Origin of the sequence: Desulfovibrio sp. Fe33 (genome assembly GCF_028532725.1) — a bacterium.
Classification (GTDB): domain Bacteria; phylum Desulfobacterota; class Desulfovibrionia; order Desulfovibrionales; family Desulfovibrionaceae; genus Pseudodesulfovibrio.
In genome coordinates this window covers 22,948-44,629 of the sequence record NZ_JAQKGU010000006.1, presented here as the reverse complement: position 1 = coordinate 44,629, position 21,682 = coordinate 22,948, and the positions used below count along the sequence as shown (strand labels likewise).

Here is a 21,682-nt window from a genome sequence, read left to right as displayed (position 1 = left end):
TCCCTCGCCATGGACGAAAAGAAACCCTTCCTGACCGAGGACGGCACCTTGGTCATCCCCTTCGAGTGTTCCGACAATGCCGACAAATATTGGAAACAGGAAGGCAAGGACATGACCGACATCCTCAAGGAACTGAACGCGAGTCCGGAAATCTGGGCCCGCTACACGCACAAACCCTATCCCTCCGACGGAGACAGCGAGTCGTAACGCCCCGCCGCCCGACTTGCCCGGGTTCTCCCGATGGCTTATAAACTCGCATGAGCTGTACTTCCCTGAAACATTGGGCGCTTTACTCCGCGCCCCTCCTGCTCATCCTGGCAGCCCTCTGGTTCGGTTTCGACAACGAACGGGACGTGATCGTGTTCTTCAAGGACCATCGCGCCGCCCACGCGGGATTCGCCGCGTTCATGCGTTTCGTCACCAACTGGTGCAACCCCGTCTTCTACGTGTATTACGCGGCGATGCTCTTCATCGCCTGGAGGTCGGGCGACCGCGAACGGCTGCGCTTCGTGCTCGTCCTGCTCGTGGTGCAGGGACTGGTCGCCGGTCTGGCCGTGCATTTCACCAAATACGTCATCGGCAGGCCCCGCCCCGACGGCGGCCGCTGGTTCGCGCCCCTGTCCGGGGAGTATTCCCATGCCTCCCTGCCTTCGGGACACACCACCGAGATCACCGGCTGGACCTTGCCGCTGGCGTTGCGCGCGTCGAAACAGGCGGTCCCCGTCCTGCTCGGCCTGTTCGTAGGCCTGGCCGGATTTTCGCGCATCTATCTAGGCTGGCACCATCCCACCGACGTTTTCTTCGGCTGGCTGCTCGGCAGCCTGGGCGGATTCGCCGCCGTAATCATCGCCGAATCCTCGCTTTTCAGGAGATCATGAAATGAGCGTCCTTCGCACCGTCTGGACCCGGCTTGAAAACCACCCCTGGCTGACCATGACCCTGGCCGTGCTGGCCCAGACATGGTTCGCCCTGAACAACCGCGCCCTGTGGTTCTCGGACGAAGTCCGCTACGCCGACGCCTACAACAACCTGGCCGTCAACGGTAAGTGGATGGTCCTGGCTCTCAACGGCCAGGCGTACCCCGACAAGCCCCCGGTCTATTTCTGGTTCCTCTGGGTGCTGGACAAGCTCACCCCGTTCGACGCCCCGGCGGTCTTCTTCCTCGGCGCCGCCCTGTCGGGCCTATTCTTCCTGTTCGCCGCCTACGCCCTGGCCCGGATGCTCAAATTCGACAAGACCACGTCCCTGGCATCCACCCTGATCCTGCTGTCCACCTTCGTGGTTGCCGCCCTGCTGCATTACTCCCGCATGGACCTGCTGTTCGCGGCCCTGATCGTCCTCAGCCACGCCGTCTTCTACCGAGCATACACCGGCAAGAACGAAGGATGGTGGCCGGTCCTGGGATTCGCCCTGGCCGGCGCGGCCACCTTGGTCAAGGGACCGCTCGGCTTCCTGTTCCCCCTGGTCAACATCTCCCTGTTCCTGCTCTTCAAGGGCGAAGCCAAGCGGCTGCTCTCGCGGCGCACGGGCCTCGGCGTGCTGGTCATGCTCGGCATGCTCGCCGCCTGGGTGGCGGGCGTTGTCCTGGCGGAAGGACCGGCCTTCCTGATAAACACCGTTCTCGGCAAGCAGATCCTCGAAAGGGCCACCCACACCTTTCACCACAGGGAACCGTTCTGGTGGTACTTCGCGGCCTTCCCCCTGGCCTGGATGCCGTGGACCCTGGCCCTGTTCACCGCGCCGGTGAAGCGGCTCTTCTCCCTCTCGTTCTGGGGAACGCTGTGGGGCGGGCGACGTCAGGCCGGAGCGAAAACCATGCTCTGGATCATGTTCGCGGCCACCTTCATCTTTCTTTCGAGCCTGAGCGGCAAGGTGTTCATCTACGTCCTGCCCATGTTCCCGCCGCTCGCCATCCTCATCGCCGACGACCTGCGAACCATGGCCGCGGCCCGGGCCGCCAGACTCTGGACGCTGGTGGGCGGCCTGTGGATCGTGCTCGGCGCGGTTCTGCTCCTTGTCGGCGACCTCATCCCCATCCCGGTGCCGGTGCGCGGCATGGGCATCTGCGCCGGAGTCCTCATTCTCGGCGGCGCGGCCATCGTCTCCATGCGGGCCAGGGAATACCGCGCCGCGCTCATGACCTGCGCCCTGGCCATGATCCTCTGGATATACCCGGTGGGCCTGCTCGCCGCGCCCTCTCTTGACGACGCCATGAGCCCCCGCCGCCAGGCCCTGATCCTGGGCGACTACATCGAACACGGCTACACGCCGTTCTCCGCCCGGGTCTACTCCGGCATCTACACATACTACGCCGGACACGACTACGCCGAATACGACAACTACGACAAGCTCATCGAAGACATGAACGCGCGCGACAAGGTTATCCTGGTCATCCGCGCCAGCCATTGGGAAGACATCGAGGACAGGCTGCCGGAATTCCACGTCATAGACCGGCAGTCCATTGCCGGGCTGGTCCACATCCTGGCCATCAAAGGTTGATTGCGGCGATTGTGTTAGACAATCTCTAGACGTTCGACTATACTTTCGGGTCAATGCTGCCCGAAAAAACGTACATGGCGGCTTTGGCCGTCCTCCTCTCCGCGCTCCTCGCCGGATGCGCGCTCTACCCCGCCGTGCAGGTGGCCGGAGGGGCCATGACCGGCTACGACGCCGTGGTCATGGCCGACGAATACCTGCCGCGCGACAACGTTGACGGCGGCAGCCTGCGCATCGTCCGCGACGTCCAGACCGAACGGCGGCTGCGCGAACGGCTCGAACTGAACGGACTCCATCTCTCCGCGCACGTCTTCAACGGCAAGGCCTATCTCGTTGGCCAGGTGCAAAGCCGCAACGTGGCGGATTACGCCATACGCACGGCGGCCACCGTGGACGGCGTCAAGACCATCACCTGCAAATTCTACCCGGCGGCACCGCCCAGGACGGCCGCCCGGGACGCGGCCCGCGACGAACTTCTGCTCAAGGAACTGCGCGGCCGGTTCGACGAGACCAAACGACTCGAAGGAGCGGACCTCCGCGTGGAGGTTATCCGGGGACACGCGGTTCTCATCGGCAGCGCACGGGACTACCACCAGAAAACCGCCGCCCTGGCCATCGCCTCCGAAGTCAACGGACTCGCGGATGTGGTGGACTACATCACGGTCAATACGCCCGCCGAGCCAGTTTCCCCGGACAAGGATTCCGTGGCCGGGAAATAGCCCGGGCAGCGGCGCGCGACCGTTCATCCGCACCCCGGAAAACCCGCTCGCCGACGGCAGGCCCCCGACGACAAAAAAGCGCCCGCTTCCATGAAGCGGGCGCTTTTTTGTTGCATGTGCCGCCGACGTTATTTGTCGAGGCAGTCGAAGATGCGTTCGAAGGTCTTGAGCACTTCGAGGCCGTCTTCGCCGGTGATGGGAACCGGAGTGCCGTTGCGCAGGGCGTCGAGGAAGGCGGTCAGTTCGGCCTTGACCGGCTCGCGGAACATAAGCGGCCACTCGCGCACGGAATAGGATTTGTCGTAGGTGGAGAAGGCCGAGTATTCCTTGACCTCCTGGGTAATCAGGTTGGCGGCGATGTACTTGGACTCGCAGGCGACGTTGATCTTGCGTCCCTTGTAGGGAGTGACCCAGTTGGTGGTGATGTTGGCGAGCACGCCGTTTTCCATCTCGCAGGTGATGAGGGCGGAGTCCTCGTGCTTGCCCAGGGAGGTGGAGGAAACCGCGTACACGGTCTTGAACTCGGAGCCGGTCAGGTAGCGGATGAGATCGATATCGTGGGAACCGAGATCCTTGATGACGCCCACATCCTGAATACGCGGCGGATACGGACCCACGCGCTCGATCTGGATGGAGATGACGTCGTCCCCGACGAGCTCCTTGACCCGGGAGACCGCGGGGTTGAAGCGTTCCACGTGTCCGACCATGAGGGCCACGCCCTTTTCCCTGGCCTTGGCGACAAGTTCCTCGCCCTCGGCCGCCGTCGCGGCAAGGGGCTTCTCGATGATGGCGTTGATGCCCTTGTCCATGACCTTGAGACCGGTTTCATGGTGCAGGCTGGTGGGCACGCAGATGGACATGGCGTCCAGGTCGAGCTTGAGCAGTTCGTCCAGCGAGGCGAAGGCCTTCACTCCGAACTGGGCTTCGACCTCTTCGCGGGCCTTCGGATCGACATCGACCACTCCGACAACTTCCACGCCCGCCATCTCGGTATAGTTGCGCAGATGCACTCTGCCCATCCAACCCAGGCCGACGACTCCGACTTTTATCATATATGTAACCTCGTTCTAGGGTTCGCGTGTGCGTGTGAGTAGTACAGGGCAACGGCCCCTATGGCAACCCCGTAGAGACGCATTCCCCGGTTCGTCTTGCGGCCGGACCGCACATGGGCTACTAACTGTCCATGCAGAAAGGCAATCCATCAGGCCCCATCTGGTTCAGCGTGGGCGAGGCTTCCGGCGATTTGCACGGCGCGGAGCTCATGAAGGCGCTCCGGCAGGCGGACCCGGGCGTATCCTTCACCGGCATGGGAGGCCCGGCCATGGAGGCGGAGGGACTTCGGCCCCGCCATTCCATGCGTGAAATTTCCCTGGTGGGAATCACCGAAATCCTCGGCGGCCTGCCGCGCATTCTCAAACTGCTCAGGGTCATCAGGGGCGAGCTTGAGGCCATCCGGCCCAGGGCCATCATCCTGGTGGACTGCCCGGAATTCAATTTCCGCATAGCCCGGATAGCCAGGAAGCTCGGCATCCCTGTCTACTACTACATCAGCCCGCAGATATGGGCGTGGCGTTCGGGCAGGGCCGAATTCCTGCGCGAATTCGTCCGCAAGGTCATCTGCATCCTGCCCTTCGAAAGGGATTTCTACGCGAAATACGGCATGGATGTGGACTACGTGGGGCATCCGCTCATGGATGTGCTGCCTTTGGACAGGCTGGACGCCGCGCAACCGGACGAGAACCGCGTGGGCCTGCTGCCCGGCAGCCGGACAAAGGAGGTCTCGTCCCTGCTCCCGGTGTTCGCGGACACGGCCCGGCTGCTCGCCGCCGACCATCCCGGCCTGGAATACGTCCTGGTCCGTGCGCCGGGCATGGACGAATCCCTGCTGCGCGCCCTGTGGCCCGACGACATCCCGGTTTCCTTCGTCTCACCGGACGACCGTTACGAGACCTTCAGGTCGTGCAAGTTCATCCTGGCTGCCTCGGGCACCGTCACGCTGGAAACCGCGCTCATCGGCACCCCGGTCCTGGTGGCCTACAAGGTCTCTCCCCTGTCCGAACTGATCGGGCGGCTGCTCGTCAACGTCGAATTCATTTCCCTGCCCAATCTCATCCTCGGCCGCGAAATCTACCCGGAATTCATCGGCAAGAAAGCCTCGCCGGAGAACCTGGCCCGAACGGCCCGGAACTGGCTGGACGATCCCGAAGCCTACCGGGAAGTGAAGGACGGGCTCAACGTCCTGCGCACCATGGTCGGCGACCCAGGCGCGCCCCTTCGCGCCGCCCGGATCATTCTCGACGACCTCGGAAAACTCGCATCGCCGACCGGCTGACTGGCGCCTGCCCGCCATTTCTGTTAAACGGCAGCCATAATGAACCGCTTCGCCTTCCCCCGCACCCTGCCGCCCTGCGCCCCCGTCCAGCCCGCATTCGCGCGTCATTTTTCCGGCTGGCAACTGGGCATGGGCCTGCCCGAGTCCCTGGCCGGACTCCTGCCCGGCCTGTTCCTCCTGAGCGAGGAGAATCCCGGCTGCAAAAGCGCGGCCATGGGCATGGCGCTGTGGGGAATGCAGGCTTACCCGCTGCATCCCGACCTGGCCCGTTGGGCGGTCAAGGCCGTCAATCTCGGGCTCAAGACGGACCGCACCCTGGCCCGGCTCATGATCCTGGCCGCCGAATCCGCGCAACCGGGTGAAGGCGAGGCCGCGGACGCATGGTACGAGCTGGCCCGACAGGACGACCGAAGCCTGATCCTGCGCTTCCTGGCCGTGGTCCTGAACGACCCGGCCAAGGGGCTCGGCTGGCTGCGCCACATCTGGCGTGACCTCATCCACATGGGAAGGCCGGAGATCGCCAAGGCCGCCCTCGACATGGTCCGATGGCCCGAGGCCGCCCTTCCCCTGCGGGCGCGCTTCGAAGCGGACCGGGCCTTCCACTGCCTGCCGCCCGATGAGGCCCTGCCGATCATCGAAAGCCTCGACCCGAATCTCTGGGGGTTATGGCGGGCCTATGCGGGCGGCGAGCTGCTGTTGCGTATGGGACGAACCGGCGAGGCCAAGGGCGCGCTCGCAGGGCTGTGGCAGGCCATCCCCTGGCACGTCAACCTGACGCTCAAGCTCCACGACCTTTTCCGCCCCGCGCCCGTGGCGTCCCCCGCGCAGTGCGAGGAAGCCGCCGTGCTGCTCTACTCCTGGAACAAGGCCGACCTCCTGGCCGAGACCCTGGAATCCCTCCTGCGAAGCGAAATCGGCCGGGCCGGAATCTTCGCACTGAACAACGGGTCCTCCGACCATACCGGCGAGGTCCTCGCCCAGGCAGCGCAAAGGTTCGGCGCGGACCGATTCCACATCGAAACCCTCCCGGTCAACGTGGGCGCGCCCGCCGCGCGCAACTGGCTTCTGTCCCTGCCCGCAGTGCGCAAGGCGCGATGGGCCGCATTTCTGGATGACGACATCATCCTCCCCGAAGACTGGCTGCCGCGATTGCTCGGACCGGCGCAGGGGCGCGACGACCTAGGGGCCGTGGGCTGCCGGATCACCGCCGCGGTCCCGCCTTTCGGACTGCAATCCGCGGACTACAACATCTTTCCCGTGCGGCCGCCCGAGGGAGAACCCGACGCACTGCCCAACCGCGTGCCTGTCCACGATAACTGCGCGGGCAGCCCGGACACAGGGATGTTCACCTATACCCGGCCCTGCCTTTCCGTGTCGGGCTGCTGCCACCTGGTCAACATGCGCTCCATCGGGCGGACCGGCCCCTTCGACCTGCGCTACACGCCGTCCCAGTTCGACGATCTGGACCGCGACCTGCGCGCGAGCCTCGACGGCACCCCGGCCCTGTATGTGGGCGGCCTGGCCGTGCGCCACGTACAGCACTCCTCCCTGGCCAAGTCCAAAACGGCCAGGCAAATCGGCCAGGTCATGGGCAACAAGCTCAAACTGGACACCAAATACTCGGACGAGGAACTGGACCGTCTGGGCCGGGAGAACCGGGCCATGCTCTGGGCCGATCTCGAAGAAAAATCCCGCTTCCTGGTTGACCGCCTGGGCCTGAATGCCTAATTCCTGCCCATCACATTCCCCAATGGAGCAAGAGCATGGAAGATGTCCGCGTCTATGGCGACTTTCACCGCATCAGTCCTGAAATATTCGAGAAAATAAAGGACCTGATGCCCTTCGAACAGGTGGACTACAACGGCGACGTCCTGCGCGTCGACCACGAGGGCCACTACATCCTCATCGACGACTTCATCGAAGCCGTACGCGACAACCTGCCCGAAAACGGCTACGGGCACGTGGAGTTCATCGACCAGCTCGAATGGACCGTCACCCGCTATACGATCAAGCCCGGAAAAATCGAGGAGAAGCTCGTCCGCGTGGACAACGTGCTGGACGCGCACCAAAGGGACCACGGCCTGTAATCCGCTTACCCACGCACAATGAAAAAGGGACTGCAACGCAGTCCCTTTCTTTTTGCCTGATTCAAGACAGTTCGGAGGCGGCGGCCCGCCGCAGGAAACCCAGGATTACGCCAAGGCGTTCCAAAGCATACGCGTGCCGACCAGGAACAGGAGGATCGCGAAAATCTTCTTGAGCTTGGTCACGGGCAGGCTGTGCGCCAGCTTGGCACCGAAAGGCGCGGTCAGCGTGCTGGTCACGATGATGCCGAGCAGGGCCGGAAGGTACACATAGCCGATGTGCGGACCGGGAATGCCCGCCACGGACCAGCCATTGACCACGTATCCCGCCGTCCCGGCCAGGGCGATGGGCAGGCCCACGGCCGCAGCCGTGGCGATGGCCGTGTGCATGGTCTGGTTGCACCAGGACAGGAAGGGCACGGTCAGCGTGCCGCCGCCGATGCCGACCAGGGCAGAGAAGACGCCGATGCCGCTGCCCGCCACGAAGGTGCCAGCATGGCCGGGCAGTTCGCGCTCGCCCTTGGGCTTGATGTTCAGAAGCATCTGGGTGGCCACGTAATAGAGGAACAGACCGAAGAATACCTTCAGGAACAAGGTGGACAGCAGGGAGGCGACCCAGGAGCCGAGGTACGTTCCGACGATGATGCCGGGAGCCAGCCGCCAGAAGGCGCTGTAGTTGATGGCCCCGCGCTTGTGATGGGCGCGCATGGACGAGATGGAGGTGAAGATGATCGTCGCCATGGACGTGCCGAGCGCCACGTGCTGAATGTGCTCCACCGGGAAGTTCTGCCATTCGAAGGCGAAGTTGAGCATGGGCACGATGACCAGGCCCCCGCCGATGCCGAGCAATCCGGCCAGGACCCCGGCGACCGCGCCGAGGCATATGTAGAGTATGTAGGTGGTAATCACGGGTCGAAATCTCCTTTAGAACAGCACGTTCGCGTCTATGGAAGCGATATCCTTGCAGCCGGTCAGGACCATGGCGCCGGAAAGCTGGCTCTTGAGGGTCGCGAAGTATTTCTCGACCCCATCCTGCAAGCCGCCGACAGCCGCCACGGACACGGGACGGCCGATGAGCACACCGTTCGCGCCCAGCGCAAGCATCTTGAGTATGTCCGCGCCGGTCCGGATGCCGCCGTCCACCAGGATGGTGATGTCGCCGTGCACCTTCTCGACCACGTCGGGCAGGGCCTCGGCCGTGCCGGGGGTGTGATCGAGCACGCGGCCGCCGTGGTTGGAGACCACGATGGCGTCCGCGCCCGCCTCCACGGCCAATGCGGCCTCGTCCGGGGTCATGATCCCCTTGAGAATGAACTTCGCGCCCCAGCCGTGCACCTTGTCGATGATCTTGACCAATTCGGCAACGGGCTTCGGGGCCACGGGGCGCCCCATCTGACGCAGGGTAATCAGCCCGGCGGCGTCCACGTCCATGCCGAACACGGCACAGCCGGCGGCGCGGGCCTTCTCCAACTTCTCGTCGAGCTCCACGCCTTCCCAGGGCTTGATGAACGGGATGCCGTGGCCGTCGTTCTTCGCGATGGCGGCGAAACCGGCCTCGTGGATAACGGGCGGCACGCCGTCGCCGGTGCAGCCGATGACCCCGGCCGCCCGGCAACCGCCGACGACCGCGTCGATGTAATCTTCCTCGGACACGCCGCCGCCCATGTTGAAGGACACGCCGCCGATGGGCGCGGCCATGACCGGCATGGACATGTCGATACCCAGCAACGTCGCGGACGTATCGGGTTCAGCCGCGTCGTGCAAAAGCCGCATATTCAGACGGAAACCTTCCAGGGCCTCCACGTTGGCCTTGAAGGACGCGGCCGTCCCCAGACCGCCCATTCCCGGGACCTCGCCCGCGCAGGCCCGTCCGTCGCAGACCTTGCACACCCGGCAGAAGCCTTTCATCAGTTCCCGAGCCTTCTCCTTAATCTCCTTCATCGCTATCTCCTTGAGTATACTTCTCTTTGATTATCAAAGATGATTCTTTCCACTTCATCGAGGTGCTCGCGCATGGCCCGCTCGGCGCGCATGGCGTGACCGTTTCTGACCGCTTCCACAATGGCCCGATGCGCGGCCAGCGACGCCTTCTGCCGCTGGGGAGACTGGACCTCTTCGGACCGGCTCCGGGAAAACCCCTCGTGCAGGGCCGAGACCATTTCACGCAACACCGGGTTGCCCGAGGCTTCGGCCAGGGCCTGGTGGAACTGGTGATCGATTCCCGCCCCGCTTTCGCCGCTCCGGATGGCCTGTTCCTGCTCCATGATGATGGCCTCAAGCCGCATCTTGGCGTCCGGCGAGCCGTTGCGCGCCGCCAGGGCCGCTATTTCCGGCTCAAGCATCTTCCGCACCTCGAACACGTCCTGAAGATCGTAATCACCCGCCAGGACCGCCTCGATGAGCGATCCTTCCCGGCTTCCCTCGTCGGGGCGGCTGACAAAGGTGCCCGCCCCCTGGCGGCTGGTCAGGAGACCGGACTCGGACAATATCTTGATGCCCTCGCGCACCGTGGTGCGGGACACGCCGAACTGCTCCGCCAGCTTCCGCTCGGCCGGCAGCCGGTCTCCGGGCTGCAATCGTCCGTGGTCGATCATCTCCTTGATCTGGTTGACGATCTCGTCGGACATGCTTCTTCTGGTCACTGGCCTGGCTTCCATACTCCGCCTCTTGTAAATTGGTTGGACCAATCAGGTTTAGGCCATGTTGACCGTCGAGTCAAGGGGGAATGAAAAAACAAGGCCGAAATACAGCCCTAAAAAGGGGAAATGGCTGGACGTAACCCCGCTCCCGGCGTTAAGGGGTCCTAGGCCTGTCGCCGCAGGAGGTGCGGTTGAACGGAAGAACGGGCCGAGGTTGCAACCCCCTATACTGCCTTTTGAGAGGCGACTCCATATCATCATGAAAACTCTACAGAAAAAGTACGGATTCTGGACCGCGACCGCCATGGTCGTGGGCATCGTCATCGGCTCCGGCGTATTCTTCAAGGCGGACAACGTGCTTGAGGCCTCTGCCGGAAGTCTGCCCACGGCCCTGCTGGCCTGGCTCATCGGCGGCGCGATCATGGTCGTGACCGCCTATGTTTTCTCCAAGATCGCCACCCGCATCGAACGGGTCAACGGCGTGGTGGACTACTTCGAACAGGCCTACGGCAAAACCGCCGGATACCTGGTGGCCTGGTTCATGACATTCATCTACTACCCCACCCTGGTGGCCGTGCTGGCCTGGGTCTCGGCCAACTACACGCAGGGACTTTTCGGCGCGGAAAACATCCTGTGGCCCCTGTCCTGGGTCTACATGACCCTTTTCTTCCTGCTCAACTATTTCTCGCCCGTCCTGGCCGGGCGATGGCAGGTAACGTCCACCGTGGTCAAACTGATTCCCCTGGCCCTGGTGGCCGTGGTCGGAACCATCGCCGGACTGAGCAACGGCATGACCGTGGAGAACTTCACCACCGCGGCAAAGACCGTCTCCGGCGAAGGCGGCGGCCTGGCCCTGGCCACCCTGTCCACGGCCTTCGCCTACGAGGGCTGGATCATCGCCACCGTCATCAACGCCGAACTTCGGGACGCCAAGCGGACCCTCCCCCGCGCCCTAGTGGTCGGAACCATCGCCGTGGTCTGCATCTACATGCTCTACTACATAGGCATTTCCGGCGTTCTGACCAACGAACAAGTCCTGGCCGAGGGCGACGCAGCCCCGGTGCGGGTCATTTCGCTCATCTTCGGACGCCTGGGCGGCACCCTGCTCACGGTCTTCGTCATCATCTCCTGCCTGGGCACCCTCAACGGCCTCATCATGGGATCGGCGCGCGGCATGTTCTCCATCGCCTCCCGTGGGCTCGGCCCGAAACCCGACTTCTTCTGCCGGGTCAATCCCGTGACCAACAGCACCACCCATTCCGCCGTTCTGGGCTACGCACTGTCCTGTTTCTGGCTGCTGGTCTGGTATGGCAACTTCGCGGGCTGGTGGGGCAACTTCATGGACATTTCCGAGCTGCCCATCGCCTTCCTGTACGTCATTTACATCTCCCTCTACATCTGGGTCATGAAAACCTTCACCGATCTGGGCAACGCCAGCCGCTACCTCTGTCCGGTCCTGGCCGGAGCCGGTTCGATCTACATCATCTGGGGCGCCATCCAGAAGGCCATGTTCCTGCACTTCCTGGTCGTCTCCCTGCTCATCCTGATGTCGGGCGTCTGGCTCATGCACGGACGCAGACCGAAAAACCGCAAACGGCAAAAAGCATAGCCGGAAGCGGACCGAAACCATCAGGCCGACGCGCGCATACTGCGGGCGTCGGCCCTTTTTTTGGACTTATATATTTACCTTTCGCAGCAGAACATCACACTGCGAAAAAGCCCGCGCCGAAGGCGCTTACACGGGATGCAAGGGTGCGAATCCTTGCCCGCCGGAGGCGAAATCACCCGATTATTGCCGCGAAGCGGCTTTCAACTCCTGATTATCCTTTTCAGAAAGTTAAAGGGTGGTTCCTTTTTTGGGATGGAACGATGAAAAAATCAGGTTTTGAAGCCGCCTGCGGCGGGATTGTCGAAGGATTTCGCCTCCGGCGGGCAAGGGGAACGCCCCTTGCATCCCCGTTGCCGCCCTAACGGGCGGAGTGTCCGGCGTTCGGTTTATTGCGGGAGGCGCGGCGGTTGGGCGGTGGTTGGGCGGTGGAGAAATCAGGGTTGAAGCCGCCTGCGGCGAGATTGTCGAAGGATTTCGCCTCCGGCGGGCAAGGGGAGCGCCCCCTTGCATCCCCGTTACCGCCCTGACGGGCGGAGGGCGGTTTTGGGATGAACGGGTTTAGGCGCGGCGCAGGGTGTGAAGGGTTATTTCGGGCACGGTGCCGATGCGCATGGGCGGCCCCCAATAGCCGGTACCCATGTTCACATAGAGCTGCGTGCCGTCATGCATGTACGCCCCGCGCACAAAGGTCTGAAACAGATGAATGACATAGTTGTACGGGAAATACTGTCCGCCGTGCGTATGCCCGGAAAGCTGAATGTCGAAGCCCGCCTCGGAAGCGGCGTACACGGAATCGGGCTGGTGGGCCAACAGCACGGACACGTCATGGACAGGCGCTCCCGCCATGGCCTTCGACGGCGAGGAGGCATGACCCGGGACAATCCGCCCGGCGCGCAGGTCCGTAACCCCCGCCAGCAGGAGCCTGCCGTTCCCCGTGTCTATGAGCGCATGTTCGTTGACCAGAGGCCGAAAGCCCAGCCTGCGCGCCTCGGACAGCCACTCGAAAACGCCGGAATAATACTCGTGATTGCCGGTGCAGAACCACACCCCGTGCGGGGCAGACAGGCCGCCGAAGGGCATAACGTCCGTCTTGAGCCCGTCCACGGCCCCATCCACCATGTCGCCGGTGTGCACGATAAGATCGGGGGCGAGGCTGTTGACCGCGTCCACGACCTTGCGCGCCCATCCAGCCCGAATGGTCGGGCCTATATGGGTGTCGGATATCTGCGCGATGGTGAATCCGTCCAGACCGGCGGGAAGATCAAGCACGAAAAAATCGTTCTTCAGCACCGAAGGCTTGCGCCGGGCGTTGTATACGCCGAATCCGGTCATGGGCAAGGCGGCGGCCAGGAACAGCCCATTGGAAGCGTTGAGCAGGAACCGGCGGCGGGCATGGTTTGGACCGATGAAATAGGGCCGCTTGCTGCGCCGGATAAACAGCCTTTTCAGACCGGAAGCCACGGCTCCGAACAGGCTCGGGATATCCCGGGCCAACATGAACACAATCAGGATGGAAACAAATCCGAGAAAGGTGAATCCGACCCAGTCGATGGAATCGCAGGCCACCATTTCATATCGGTTGGTCCGGTGCAGCATCCAGGTCAACCGATGGCCGAACAGAAGCAAGGCCAGCAGGGCCCAAAGCGTGATCTTGCGGCTGCGGGCCATTTGCAAAGGATTTATCAACCGCCACCCCAAATAGAGGACCAACAGGGTGGAAACGGCCATGACAATAATGAACCAATAGCTCATGACGGGATTCCCTCAGGACGTTTTCATCATAAGCATGGAGGACATCGCGGGCTATGTCAAACCGGGTTCCCCCCATCCTCCCCGGTTCTCAAGCGGGGGGGAATCTGCTAGAAGCAATCAAACCAAGCGACAAGGAGCCGCTCCCCGTGAACCTGGACCTGCAACCGGACCTGCCCGTAACACTCATCGAGGCCAACCCGATCCTGGACCTTGTGGCCAAGACCGGCATCCTGGTGCTGGCCGGGCTCCTCGCCTTCCTCCTGACACGGGCGCTGCTGCTGCGGGGGGCCCGCGTGTTCTCCCACCGCACCCAAAACAGCTTCGACGACTTCCTGCTGGAAGCCGGTTTCTTTTCCCGCGCCGCGCTCCTGGCCCCTGCCTTGGTCTTCTTCTGGGGGCTGGAGTTCTTCTCCGGGCTGACGGGAGTCCTCGACCGCCTCATCCACGCCTATCTGGCCGTGAGCGTGGTCCTTATCCTGGCCAAACTCCTCGACGCGCTGTCCGGACTGTACAGGACCTTCGAGGTGTCCAACCGCCGCCCCATCAAGGGATACGTGCAGTTGGTCAAACTGTTCATATACATGATCTGCGCGGTCTCCGTGGTCGCCATCCTCCTCGGCGAATCGCCGTGGGGACTGCTTTCCGGCATTGGTGCCATGACCGCGGTGCTCATGCTCGTCTTCCGCGACACCCTTCTTTCCCTGGTGGCGGGCATCCAGATATCGGCCAACGACCTGCTGCACACCGGCGACTGGATCGAAATGCCCGCTATGAACGCGGACGGCACCGTCATCGACATCGCCCTGAACACGGTCAAAATCCAGAACTGGGATATGACCGTGACGGCCGTTCCGACCTTCAAGTTCCTGGACACGCCCTTCAAGAACTGGGAAAGCATGACCAAAAGCGGCGGACGCAGAATCAAGCGCGCCATCATGATCGACCAGTCGTCCATCCGGTTCGCGGACCCGTCGCTCAAGAAGCGGCTCATGACGGTCCAACACCTGGCCCCGTTCATCGAAATGCGCCAGAAGGAAATCGACGCCGCAAACGCCGCGTCCGGCGCGGACCCGGCCTCGCCTCTCAACGGCCGCCGCATGACCAATATCGGCCTGTTCCGCCGCTATGCCCTGGAATACCTGCGCTGCCATCCCAAGATCCGCCAGGACATGACCCTGCTCGTGCGCCAACTGCAACCCCACGCCGATGACGGACTGCCGCTGGAGATATACTGCTTCACCAGCGAAACGGCCTGGGCCCTGCACGAGGACATCCTATCGGACATCATGGACCACCTCCTGGCCGCCCTGCCCGAGTTCGACCTGCGCGCCTACCAGCGCAACGCCCTGGTGGACAGCCGGGCGGCGATCTAGCGGATCATCAGGCTGCGCGGGGAGATTCAACGCCTGGATGATGTCATCAGGACAATATCAACGATAATGATTCCTGCTGAAACGGCCGGGCGGGCAAGACTCGTGCCGGAAAAACACCCTGAAAACGTCCAATAATACGGTTGACACGCGCTGACTCCCGGCCTGCGGACGCTTGCCGGAATTCGGGAAAAACTCCCAAATAGATTGTTTTTTTTCTTGTGGAATACCTAAAATCGGCTGTTCCCATCCGCCAGCCCTTGTGGTAAGCAGTCTTTCACGGAACGAGACCATTCTTTTTTCGCCCGCCCCACGAGCTTCTGTCGAAAACAAATCCCGTCGAAATCGAAACAATTTTTTTCTAAACTTACTCTAGAAAAAAGTTAACTATATTGCCGTGTTCATTTTTCGACAACAGTTGAAAACTTTTTCTATTTTTCATTAATCGCAGATAATCGCCTATAACTTGGAAATCCTGGTCAGGTAGTCAAATATTTTCAGAATCCCCCCTGTACAAAATTTGTTTCGTGGGATAGATTGACCCTCACGCGTTCAAGCCCTTTTTCCCATCGGAATCGGGCCGCGTCCGCCCCGGGGAATGGTGACGGTAAAGGCATCCCCGGACATTATCACTACTTACGTTACTTACGTCGGGTGCAGCCGCCCAAAAGGGGTTGCGCCATTGCGAGGAGTCGAGATGAGCGAGCCCATTGGGGTCTGGAATTATGTTCGCGGGTTCGAAAATCTGAGCCTGTGCGATTGGCCCGGAAAGACCTCATGCATCATATTTTTGGGAGGCTGCAACCTGCGCTGCCCAACCTGCCATAATTTTCAGCTCGCCTGGGACATGCACTCCCTGCCCGCCATCGACCCCCAGCGCGTCAGGGCCTACCTGCGCGACCGGGCCGGATGGCTGGACGGCGTGACCATCACCGGAGGCGAACCCACCACGGTGCCCGGCGTGGGCGAACTGGTCTACGAAATCCGTAAGGCCGGTCTGCCCGTCAAGATGGACACCAACGGTATGCGCCCCGAGGTGGTCGCCGACCTCCTCCAAGCCAAGCTCGTCGACACCTTCGCCGTGGACGTCAAAGGCCCCTATGCAAAGTATCCGGCGCTGACCGGCAAGGCGGTTTCCGAAATCGCCGCCCGCGCCAACATGACCCGCATCTTCGAGATGGCCGCGGCCATGCCTGACGCCTTCTACTTCCGGATCACCCAGGTGCCCGGCCTGACCAAAGCCGACGTCGCCGTCGCGCAAAGCTATCTGCCCCCGAAACATGAACTGAAAATCCAGAAATTTGTGCCCCCAAGGAGGACGCCGGAGAATGCCAAGTCAAATCATGAAGAGAGACGGCCGGCTGGAAACATGGTCGACTGACCGCATCTCACAGGCCATTTTCAAGGCGCTCAGCGCCAGCGGAATCAAAGACCCGCTCCTTGCCAAGCGCCTGGCCCGCAAGGTCGAGAAGAAACTCGACGACATGGACATCCCCGAGCAGGAACACGTCCAGAACATGGTCGAACAGGTCCTCATGGAGGGACGGCAGTACGACATCGCCAAGAAGTACATCCTGTACCGCGAAAAGCGCCGTCAGCTCCGCTCCCAGAAGGAAGCCTACCTGGACATCAAGGAAGTCATAGACACCTACCTTGACCAGGCCGACTGGCGCGTGAACGAGAACGCCAACATGACCCACTCCTTCCAGGGGCTCATGCTGCACCTTTCCGGCACGGTCCAGGCCCGCTACGCCCTGGAGAAGTACCCCGAGGAGATCCGCCTGGCGCACGAGCACGGCTATTTCCACATTCACGACCTCTCTTTCGGATTGGCCGGTTACTGCGCGGGCTGGTCCCTGCGCGATCTGCTCCTCGAAGGCTTCAACCTCGCGGGACGCGCGTCCGCGGGTCCGGCCAGGCATTTCGACACGGCCCTCGGGCAGATGAACAACTTTCTCGGCACCCTCCAGAACGAGTGGGCCGGAGCCCAGGCGTTCAACAACGTCGACACCTATCTGGCCCCATTCATCCGCGTCGACGGACTGGACTACGAACAGGTGCGCCAGTGCATGCAGAAGTTCGTCTTCAACCTGAACACCACCTCGCGCTGGGGCGGCCAGTCGCCGTTCACCAACCTTTCCTTCGACCTGGTGGCTCCCAAGCACATCGCCACCGAACCGATCATCGTCGGCGGCAAGTACGACGAAGAGCTGACCTACGGCGATTTCCAGGAAGAAATGGACATGGTCAACAAGGCGTACATCGAGGTCATGCTCGAAGGCGACTACAGCGACCGCATTTTCTCCTTCCCCATCCCGACCTACAACGTCACCGAGGACTTCCCCTGGGAATCCGAGATCGGCGACCTGCTCATGAAGCTCACCGCCAAGTACGGCGTGCCCTACTTCCAGAACTTCATCAGCTCCGACCTCAACCCCGAAGACGTCCGCTCCATGTGCTGCCGCCTCCAGATGGATCTCCGCGAGCTGCGCAACAAGACCGGCGGACTGTTCGGCGCGGGCGACCTGACCGGTTCCATCGGCGTGGTCACGCTCAACCTGCCCAAGCTCGCCTATCTGGCCCAGAGCGAGGACGATTTCCTCGATCTGGTCGAGGAATACGCCGAGCTGGCCAAGGACTCCCTGGAATACAAGCGCAAGGTCATCAACGCCAACCTTGAGGCGGGCATGTTCCCCTGGTCCAGACGCTACCTCAAGAACGGCTACAAGGGCCACTTCTCCACCATCGGCCTGCTCGGCGGCCACGACGCCTGCCTCAACCTCATAGGCAAAGGCATCGAGACCGAGGGCGGCGTGCGCCTCATGCGCCGCACCCTCAACCACCTCCGCCGCATCACGGCCCGCTTCCAGGAGGAGACCGGCAACCTCTACAACCTTGAGGCCACTCCGGCCGAGGGCACCAGCTACCGGCTGGCCAAGATCGACAAGTCGCTCTACGCCGACATCAAGACCCAGGGCAACGGCACCCCCTACTACACCAACTCAACGCAGTTGCCCGTGGGCATCTCCGACGACGTCCTCTACGCCCTGGAACACCAGAACCAGCTCCAGCCCCTCTATACCGGCGGAACCGTGTTCCATACCTTCCTAGGCGAGGCCGTGTCCGACCCGAAGTCCCTCAGGAACTTCATCATCAAGGCGTTCACCAAGACCAAGATTCCCTACATCTCCATCACGCCCACCTTCTCTATCTGCAAGGAGCACGGCTACATCCTGGGCGAGCACTTCGAATGCCCCACCTGCGGCCAGGAGGCCGAGGTCTATACGCGGATCGTGGGCTACTACCGCCCAGTGTCCCGCTGGAACAAGGGCAAACAGGCGGAATACACAGACCGAGTGGTCTTCAGCGACTGCCTGTGCAACTAATCGAGTTCTGAAGACCCCTAAGAGGATAGGGGTCTGAGGATAGTGGAATGTAATGCCCGCTGTCACCGGCAGCGGGCATTACGCTTTTTCAGGGTTCGCCTCCCCTTTCCCCCTGGCCCCCCTATCCTCTCTCACCCTCCGAAACTTTTTGGAGGCGCATCCGCGCGGGTGCAGATTGTCGGAAAGAGCGGTCTCTTTCCAAGTCACAAGATTGATCCCGTCGATTCGTAAAAAAAGAAAACTGAAGCCCCCCCCCGCGAAGCGGCTATATAAAGTTTGGGAAAAGAAGGGGATGGGGGTTCGGGGGAAGGGGAGGAAACAACCCTTTTCAAAGGGTTTTTTCTCCCCTTCCCCCGACCGCCGGAGGCATCATCCCCCAGCCCTCACCGCTTGCCGGGGCTCGGGCGAGGTGGTAGAGGAATCGGCCATGTCATATCTCAAGGAATTCAAAAACGCGGTATCGCGGACGCGGAAGCTGGGACTGGGCGAACCAGCGGTCAATGAAACGGCCATGCCGTTGGATCAGGCCGTGCTGAACGCCATCGAGGAAACGGGCCACATTCCGTTCCGACAGCGGGCGGTGCAGGCTCTTTCCGTGAACTTCGGCATGTTCCATATGCTGACCAAAAAATTCCATATTCCCGGCGGCGTGTTGACCATGGGCAACGTGTCGGTTGACGGCGAAATGCGTTTTCCGGTCACGCCCGCGCATTTCCGGAAGATGGTCGAAAACGAATCGGGCGAGGACGCATTGGGCACCTATCATCTGTGGACCACCCTGCCCGGCGGCATCATCCTGGACCACGTCCTGCCTTCGGCGCTGTCCGGCGACGGACTTATGGAAGTGAACGAAGCCGTGCCCGCCGAACGTTACCTCTACGGTCCGGCCGACGAGCTTGGACACGGGATCGAATACCATCCCATGGTCGCGGGACTGGAGTTTCTCATCGCCTCGGGCACCATCGACCGCGAGGCCATGGAATACCTCATGGGCGAAAAATTTCCCAAGCAGTACGGCGGCTGATCGTCAGTCCATCAAATCCCGCAGCCAGACCTGAAAGGCCGGTTCCACCTCGTCCGGCAGGCGAGACAACTCCGAGCGGCCCCTGACCAACAAGACCTTGACCACTGCGCCGGGACGGTGACGACGCCACAGGCTGTTCGGCAGCCTCGCCTCTGCTCGCCGCGTGAACCCGTCCGGGTCCGCGTACTTGTATTCTATAACCAGGCTGGCCTGCGGATACTCAGGGTCCTCGACCGTGCGGGCGTGGAGCACCAGGCCGGATGTCATTTCCTCGCCGAACAGCCGGGCGCGCTCTGCCCGCAGGATATCGTAGGGAATGGAGGCCAGCCCCCAGCAGATAAGCCCCACCGCCGCCACCCCGATCAGGATGCGGGCCAACCGTTGCGCAAGAGTGCGTCTGGGAGCGGAACCGGAAAGATAGACCATGCGGCGCAGGATACATTCCCTCCCGCCCCTGCGCAAGCGATCGAAAAATCATGCGCCGCCCTCCAGCTTTGCTTGCCATTCCCTGAGCCCCGGAGTAATTGTACTTCCTGGCGGATGAACACCGCCACTTTGGGGGGAATCTACATACATGCAAAATGCAATCAGGCAAGTGGAAGAAAGCATCCTGCGCATGACCGCCGTGGTCCGTGCCAGGCAGGCCGCCGTGACGGCCAAAAGCTTCGGTGAAGAGCCCAATCCGACACTCCGGCCGCGCGGCTGGTGGGTACTGGCGTGCGGCGACTCCTTGGACAAAGCCTCTTTCGACAACCGTGAACAGGCTCGCGAACGCCTGCTCGCCGCCACCCGCAAGGCGGGTCTCGTCCTGCCCGAAAACATCTGGGTCTGGGACGACAACGGCACCGCGCAACTGGTCATCAGCACCGTGCCGTCCATCCAGCGCGCGAACATCCTGGCCCAGAAGCTCCGCGAAAAAGGGCTGATCATCCGCATCAAGCGCGAAGATTTCTAAGCGCTTCCCACATTCCAGCGTAAAGAATGCCCCGACAGGGCCTGTCTTCCGGACTCGCTTCCACTATAGGAAGGGGCCGGACGGACGTCTTCGACGGCCCAAGGTCCCTTTGAAAAGGGAACTATCCCTTTAACACCCTGAAGACGAAAATCAGACGGTAGAAACCGCTTCGCGGTAATAGTCGGGTGATTTCGCCTCCGGCGGGCAAGGGTACGCACCCTTGCATCCCCTGTATGCGCCTTCGGCGCGGATTTTTTCGACTCCACGGCGTCCTGACGCGGAAGCTGGGAATTAATTATATGGGTCCCTTTGAGAAGAGTTCTTGAGAATCTCCCACACTTCTTATGTCGCCTCCGGCGAAGTGCGTAGGCGTAACAAAAGACCTTACCGCGCTCGCGTCTCCCGCGCAGCGGCACAAAAAGTTTAGGAAGGGAAAGAGGATAGGGGGTCCGGGGGGAAGGGGAAAGGGAAAGCCCTTTTCAAAGGGTTTCCCTTTCCCCTTCCCCCCGGCCGCCGGAGGCTTCTAGCCTCTGGATTCCGGCAGATAGGGGGTGAGTTCGGTCACGGCCTCGAAGAGGAAGTGATCGACGAGATGGCACATCATGTGCCCGGCGGCGATATGAATTTCCTGGATGATGGCGGTATCGCCCGAGGGCACGGTCACGAGAAAGTCGGACACGGCGGCCATTTCAGCACCGCTCTGGCCGGTCAGGCCGACGGTGACGATGTTGTTGCGCTTGGCTTCGCGCATGGCCCGGATGACGTTGGTGCTGGTGCCCGAGGTGGAAAAGCCCACGAGAATATCCCCGGACCGCCCCAGGGCAAGGAGCTGCTTGGAAAAAATCTCGTCGAAGCTGTAGTCGTTGCCGATGGCGGTCAGGGCAGACGTGTCGGTGGTCAGGGCCAGACCGGGCAGCGGCGGCCGTTCCATGCGGAACCGGTTGGTGAACTCGGCGGCCAGATGCTGGCTGTCGGCGGCGGACCCGCCGTTGCCGCAAAACATGACCTTGCCGCCCCCGGCCAGGCATACGGCCATGGCCCGGGCGATCTCGACCACCAATTCAGCCTTGGTATCGAAAAAGGCCTTGCGCACGGCCAGACCGGCCGAAGCGTGATCCATCACCTTCTGCAAAGCGGATTCAGACATGCATTCCTCATTTATGGTTGTCGTCCAACAATAGTCAGACCTGCCTATACTGCCGAAATCCACGCTTGCCAAGCCTTACCGGTCCGGGGGCGAGGAAAAGACTTTTATTCGGCCCTCTTTTGCGGTACAGCCCAACCTTGCGCCCGGCGCGGGCCGTTTCACGCCGGAT

At 62.0% G+C, this 21,682-nt stretch carries 20 protein-coding genes; 13 read left to right on the top strand and 7 right to left on the bottom strand.

The window, feature by feature from the left end; all coding sequences use genetic code 11:
* Nucleotides 1-9 precede the first annotated feature (9 nt).
* The 4 genes from PSN43_RS09500 to PSN43_RS09485 are packed head-to-tail and all read left to right on the top strand — an operon-like array spanning nt 10 to nt 3,215.
* Nucleotides 10-207: a hypothetical protein gene (locus PSN43_RS09500; RefSeq protein ID WP_272700482.1), complete on the top strand. Its 198-nt coding sequence runs from the start codon at nt 10-12 to the stop codon at nt 205-207.
* A 50-nt stretch (nt 208-257) separates the two neighbouring features.
* Nucleotides 258-878 carry a phosphatase PAP2 family protein gene (locus PSN43_RS09495; RefSeq protein ID WP_272700481.1) on the top strand — a complete coding sequence of 207 codons (621 nt, stop codon included), beginning with the start codon at nt 258-260 and terminating at the stop codon, nt 876-878.
* A 1-nt stretch (nt 879) separates the two neighbouring features.
* Nucleotides 880-2,499: a glycosyltransferase family 39 protein gene (locus tag PSN43_RS09490; RefSeq protein ID WP_272700480.1), complete on the top strand. Its 1,620-nt coding sequence runs from the start codon at nt 880-882 to the stop codon at nt 2,497-2,499.
* A 53-nt stretch (nt 2,500-2,552) separates the two neighbouring features.
* The gene (locus PSN43_RS09485; protein ID WP_272700479.1) at nt 2,553-3,215 is read left to right on the top strand and encodes a BON domain-containing protein; all 663 of its coding nucleotides are present in this window, start codon (nt 2,553-2,555) and stop codon (nt 3,213-3,215) included.
* A gap of 128 nt (nt 3,216-3,343) precedes the next feature.
* On the opposite strand, the gene PSN43_RS09480 is transcribed toward PSN43_RS09485, so the two are convergent.
* A complete protein-coding gene (locus PSN43_RS09480; protein WP_272700478.1) occupies nt 3,344-4,267 on the bottom strand; it encodes a Gfo/Idh/MocA family protein in 924 nt (307 codons plus the stop codon).
* A 131-nt stretch (nt 4,268-4,398) separates the two neighbouring features.
* Between PSN43_RS09480 and lpxB the strand changes: the two genes are divergently transcribed.
* From lpxB to PSN43_RS09465, 3 genes are read left to right on the top strand one after another with little or no spacing between them, the layout of a single operon-like run.
* Nucleotides 4,399-5,547 carry a lipid-A-disaccharide synthase gene (gene lpxB / locus PSN43_RS09475; protein WP_272700477.1) on the top strand — a complete coding sequence of 383 codons (1,149 nt, stop codon included), beginning with the start codon at nt 4,399-4,401 and terminating at the stop codon, nt 5,545-5,547.
* A 39-nt stretch (nt 5,548-5,586) separates the two neighbouring features.
* On the top strand, nt 5,587-7,275 hold the full coding sequence (locus PSN43_RS09470) for a glycosyltransferase (RefSeq protein ID WP_272700476.1): 1,689 nt from the start codon (nt 5,587-5,589) through the stop codon (nt 7,273-7,275).
* A gap of 35 nt (nt 7,276-7,310) precedes the next feature.
* Nucleotides 7,311-7,634 (top strand): hypothetical protein, encoded by a 324-nt coding sequence (locus PSN43_RS09465; RefSeq protein ID WP_272700475.1) that lies wholly within the window; start codon nt 7,311-7,313, stop codon nt 7,632-7,634.
* Nucleotides 7,635-7,739: 105 nt separating this feature from the next.
* Here PSN43_RS09465 and PSN43_RS09460 read toward each other — a convergent pair whose 3' ends face one another.
* From PSN43_RS09460 to PSN43_RS09450, 3 genes are read right to left on the bottom strand one after another with little or no spacing between them, the layout of a single operon-like run.
* Nucleotides 7,740-8,540, bottom strand: a complete 801-nt coding sequence (locus tag PSN43_RS09460) for a sulfite exporter TauE/SafE family protein (protein WP_272700474.1) — start codon at nt 8,538-8,540, stop codon at nt 7,740-7,742.
* 15 nt (nt 8,541-8,555) lie between these two features.
* Entirely contained in the window at nt 8,556-9,572 is a 1,017-nt protein-coding gene (locus PSN43_RS09455) for an alpha-hydroxy-acid oxidizing protein (RefSeq protein WP_272700473.1), read from the bottom strand.
* A 2-nt stretch (nt 9,573-9,574) separates the two neighbouring features.
* Entirely contained in the window at nt 9,575-10,288 is a 714-nt protein-coding gene (locus PSN43_RS09450; protein ID WP_272700472.1) for a FadR/GntR family transcriptional regulator, read from the bottom strand.
* 241 nt (nt 10,289-10,529) lie between these two features.
* Here PSN43_RS09450 and PSN43_RS09445 point away from each other — a divergent pair, with 241 nt between their 5' ends.
* On the top strand, nt 10,530-11,879 hold the full coding sequence (locus PSN43_RS09445) for an APC family permease (RefSeq protein WP_272700471.1): 1,350 nt from the start codon (nt 10,530-10,532) through the stop codon (nt 11,877-11,879).
* Between the two features lie 558 nt (nt 11,880-12,437).
* Here the strand turns inward: PSN43_RS09445 and PSN43_RS09440 are convergent.
* Nucleotides 12,438-13,631 carry a metallophosphoesterase gene (locus PSN43_RS09440; RefSeq protein WP_272700470.1) on the bottom strand — a complete coding sequence of 398 codons (1,194 nt, stop codon included), beginning with the start codon at nt 13,629-13,631 and terminating at the stop codon, nt 12,438-12,440.
* 146 nt (nt 13,632-13,777) lie between these two features.
* Here PSN43_RS09440 and PSN43_RS09435 point away from each other — a divergent pair, with 146 nt between their 5' ends.
* From PSN43_RS09435 to PSN43_RS09420, 4 genes are all read left to right on the top strand, one after another.
* A complete protein-coding gene (locus tag PSN43_RS09435) occupies nt 13,778-15,004 on the top strand; it encodes a mechanosensitive ion channel family protein (protein WP_272700469.1) in 1,227 nt (408 codons plus the stop codon).
* Between the two features lie 694 nt (nt 15,005-15,698).
* Complete coding sequence (locus PSN43_RS09430; protein ID WP_272700468.1) at nt 15,699-16,382, top strand: anaerobic ribonucleoside-triphosphate reductase activating protein; 684 nt, start codon at nt 15,699-15,701, stop codon at nt 16,380-16,382.
* Nucleotides 16,330-18,387 carry a ribonucleoside triphosphate reductase gene (locus tag PSN43_RS09425; protein ID WP_272700467.1) on the top strand — a complete coding sequence of 686 codons (2,058 nt, stop codon included), beginning with the start codon at nt 16,330-16,332 and terminating at the stop codon, nt 18,385-18,387. The genes PSN43_RS09430 and PSN43_RS09425 overlap by 53 nt, the downstream gene beginning before the upstream one ends.
* Before the next feature lie 427 nt (nt 18,388-18,814).
* Entirely contained in the window at nt 18,815-19,411 is a 597-nt protein-coding gene (locus PSN43_RS09420; protein WP_272700466.1) for a hypothetical protein, read from the top strand.
* 3 nt (nt 19,412-19,414) lie between these two features.
* Here PSN43_RS09420 and PSN43_RS09415 read toward each other — a convergent pair whose 3' ends face one another.
* Nucleotides 19,415-19,837, bottom strand: a complete 423-nt coding sequence (locus PSN43_RS09415) for a hypothetical protein (RefSeq protein WP_272700465.1) — start codon at nt 19,835-19,837, stop codon at nt 19,415-19,417.
* Nucleotides 19,838-19,985: 148 nt separating this feature from the next.
* On the opposite strand from PSN43_RS09415, the gene PSN43_RS09410 reads away from it, so the two are divergent.
* The gene (locus tag PSN43_RS09410; RefSeq protein ID WP_272700464.1) at nt 19,986-20,366 is read left to right on the top strand and encodes a hypothetical protein; all 381 of its coding nucleotides are present in this window, start codon (nt 19,986-19,988) and stop codon (nt 20,364-20,366) included.
* A gap of 523 nt (nt 20,367-20,889) precedes the next feature.
* Here PSN43_RS09410 and PSN43_RS09405 read toward each other — a convergent pair.
* The gene (locus tag PSN43_RS09405) at nt 20,890-21,513 is read right to left on the bottom strand and encodes a D-sedoheptulose 7-phosphate isomerase (protein ID WP_272700463.1); all 624 of its coding nucleotides are present in this window, start codon (nt 21,511-21,513) and stop codon (nt 20,890-20,892) included.
* Nucleotides 21,514-21,682 lie beyond the last annotated feature (169 nt).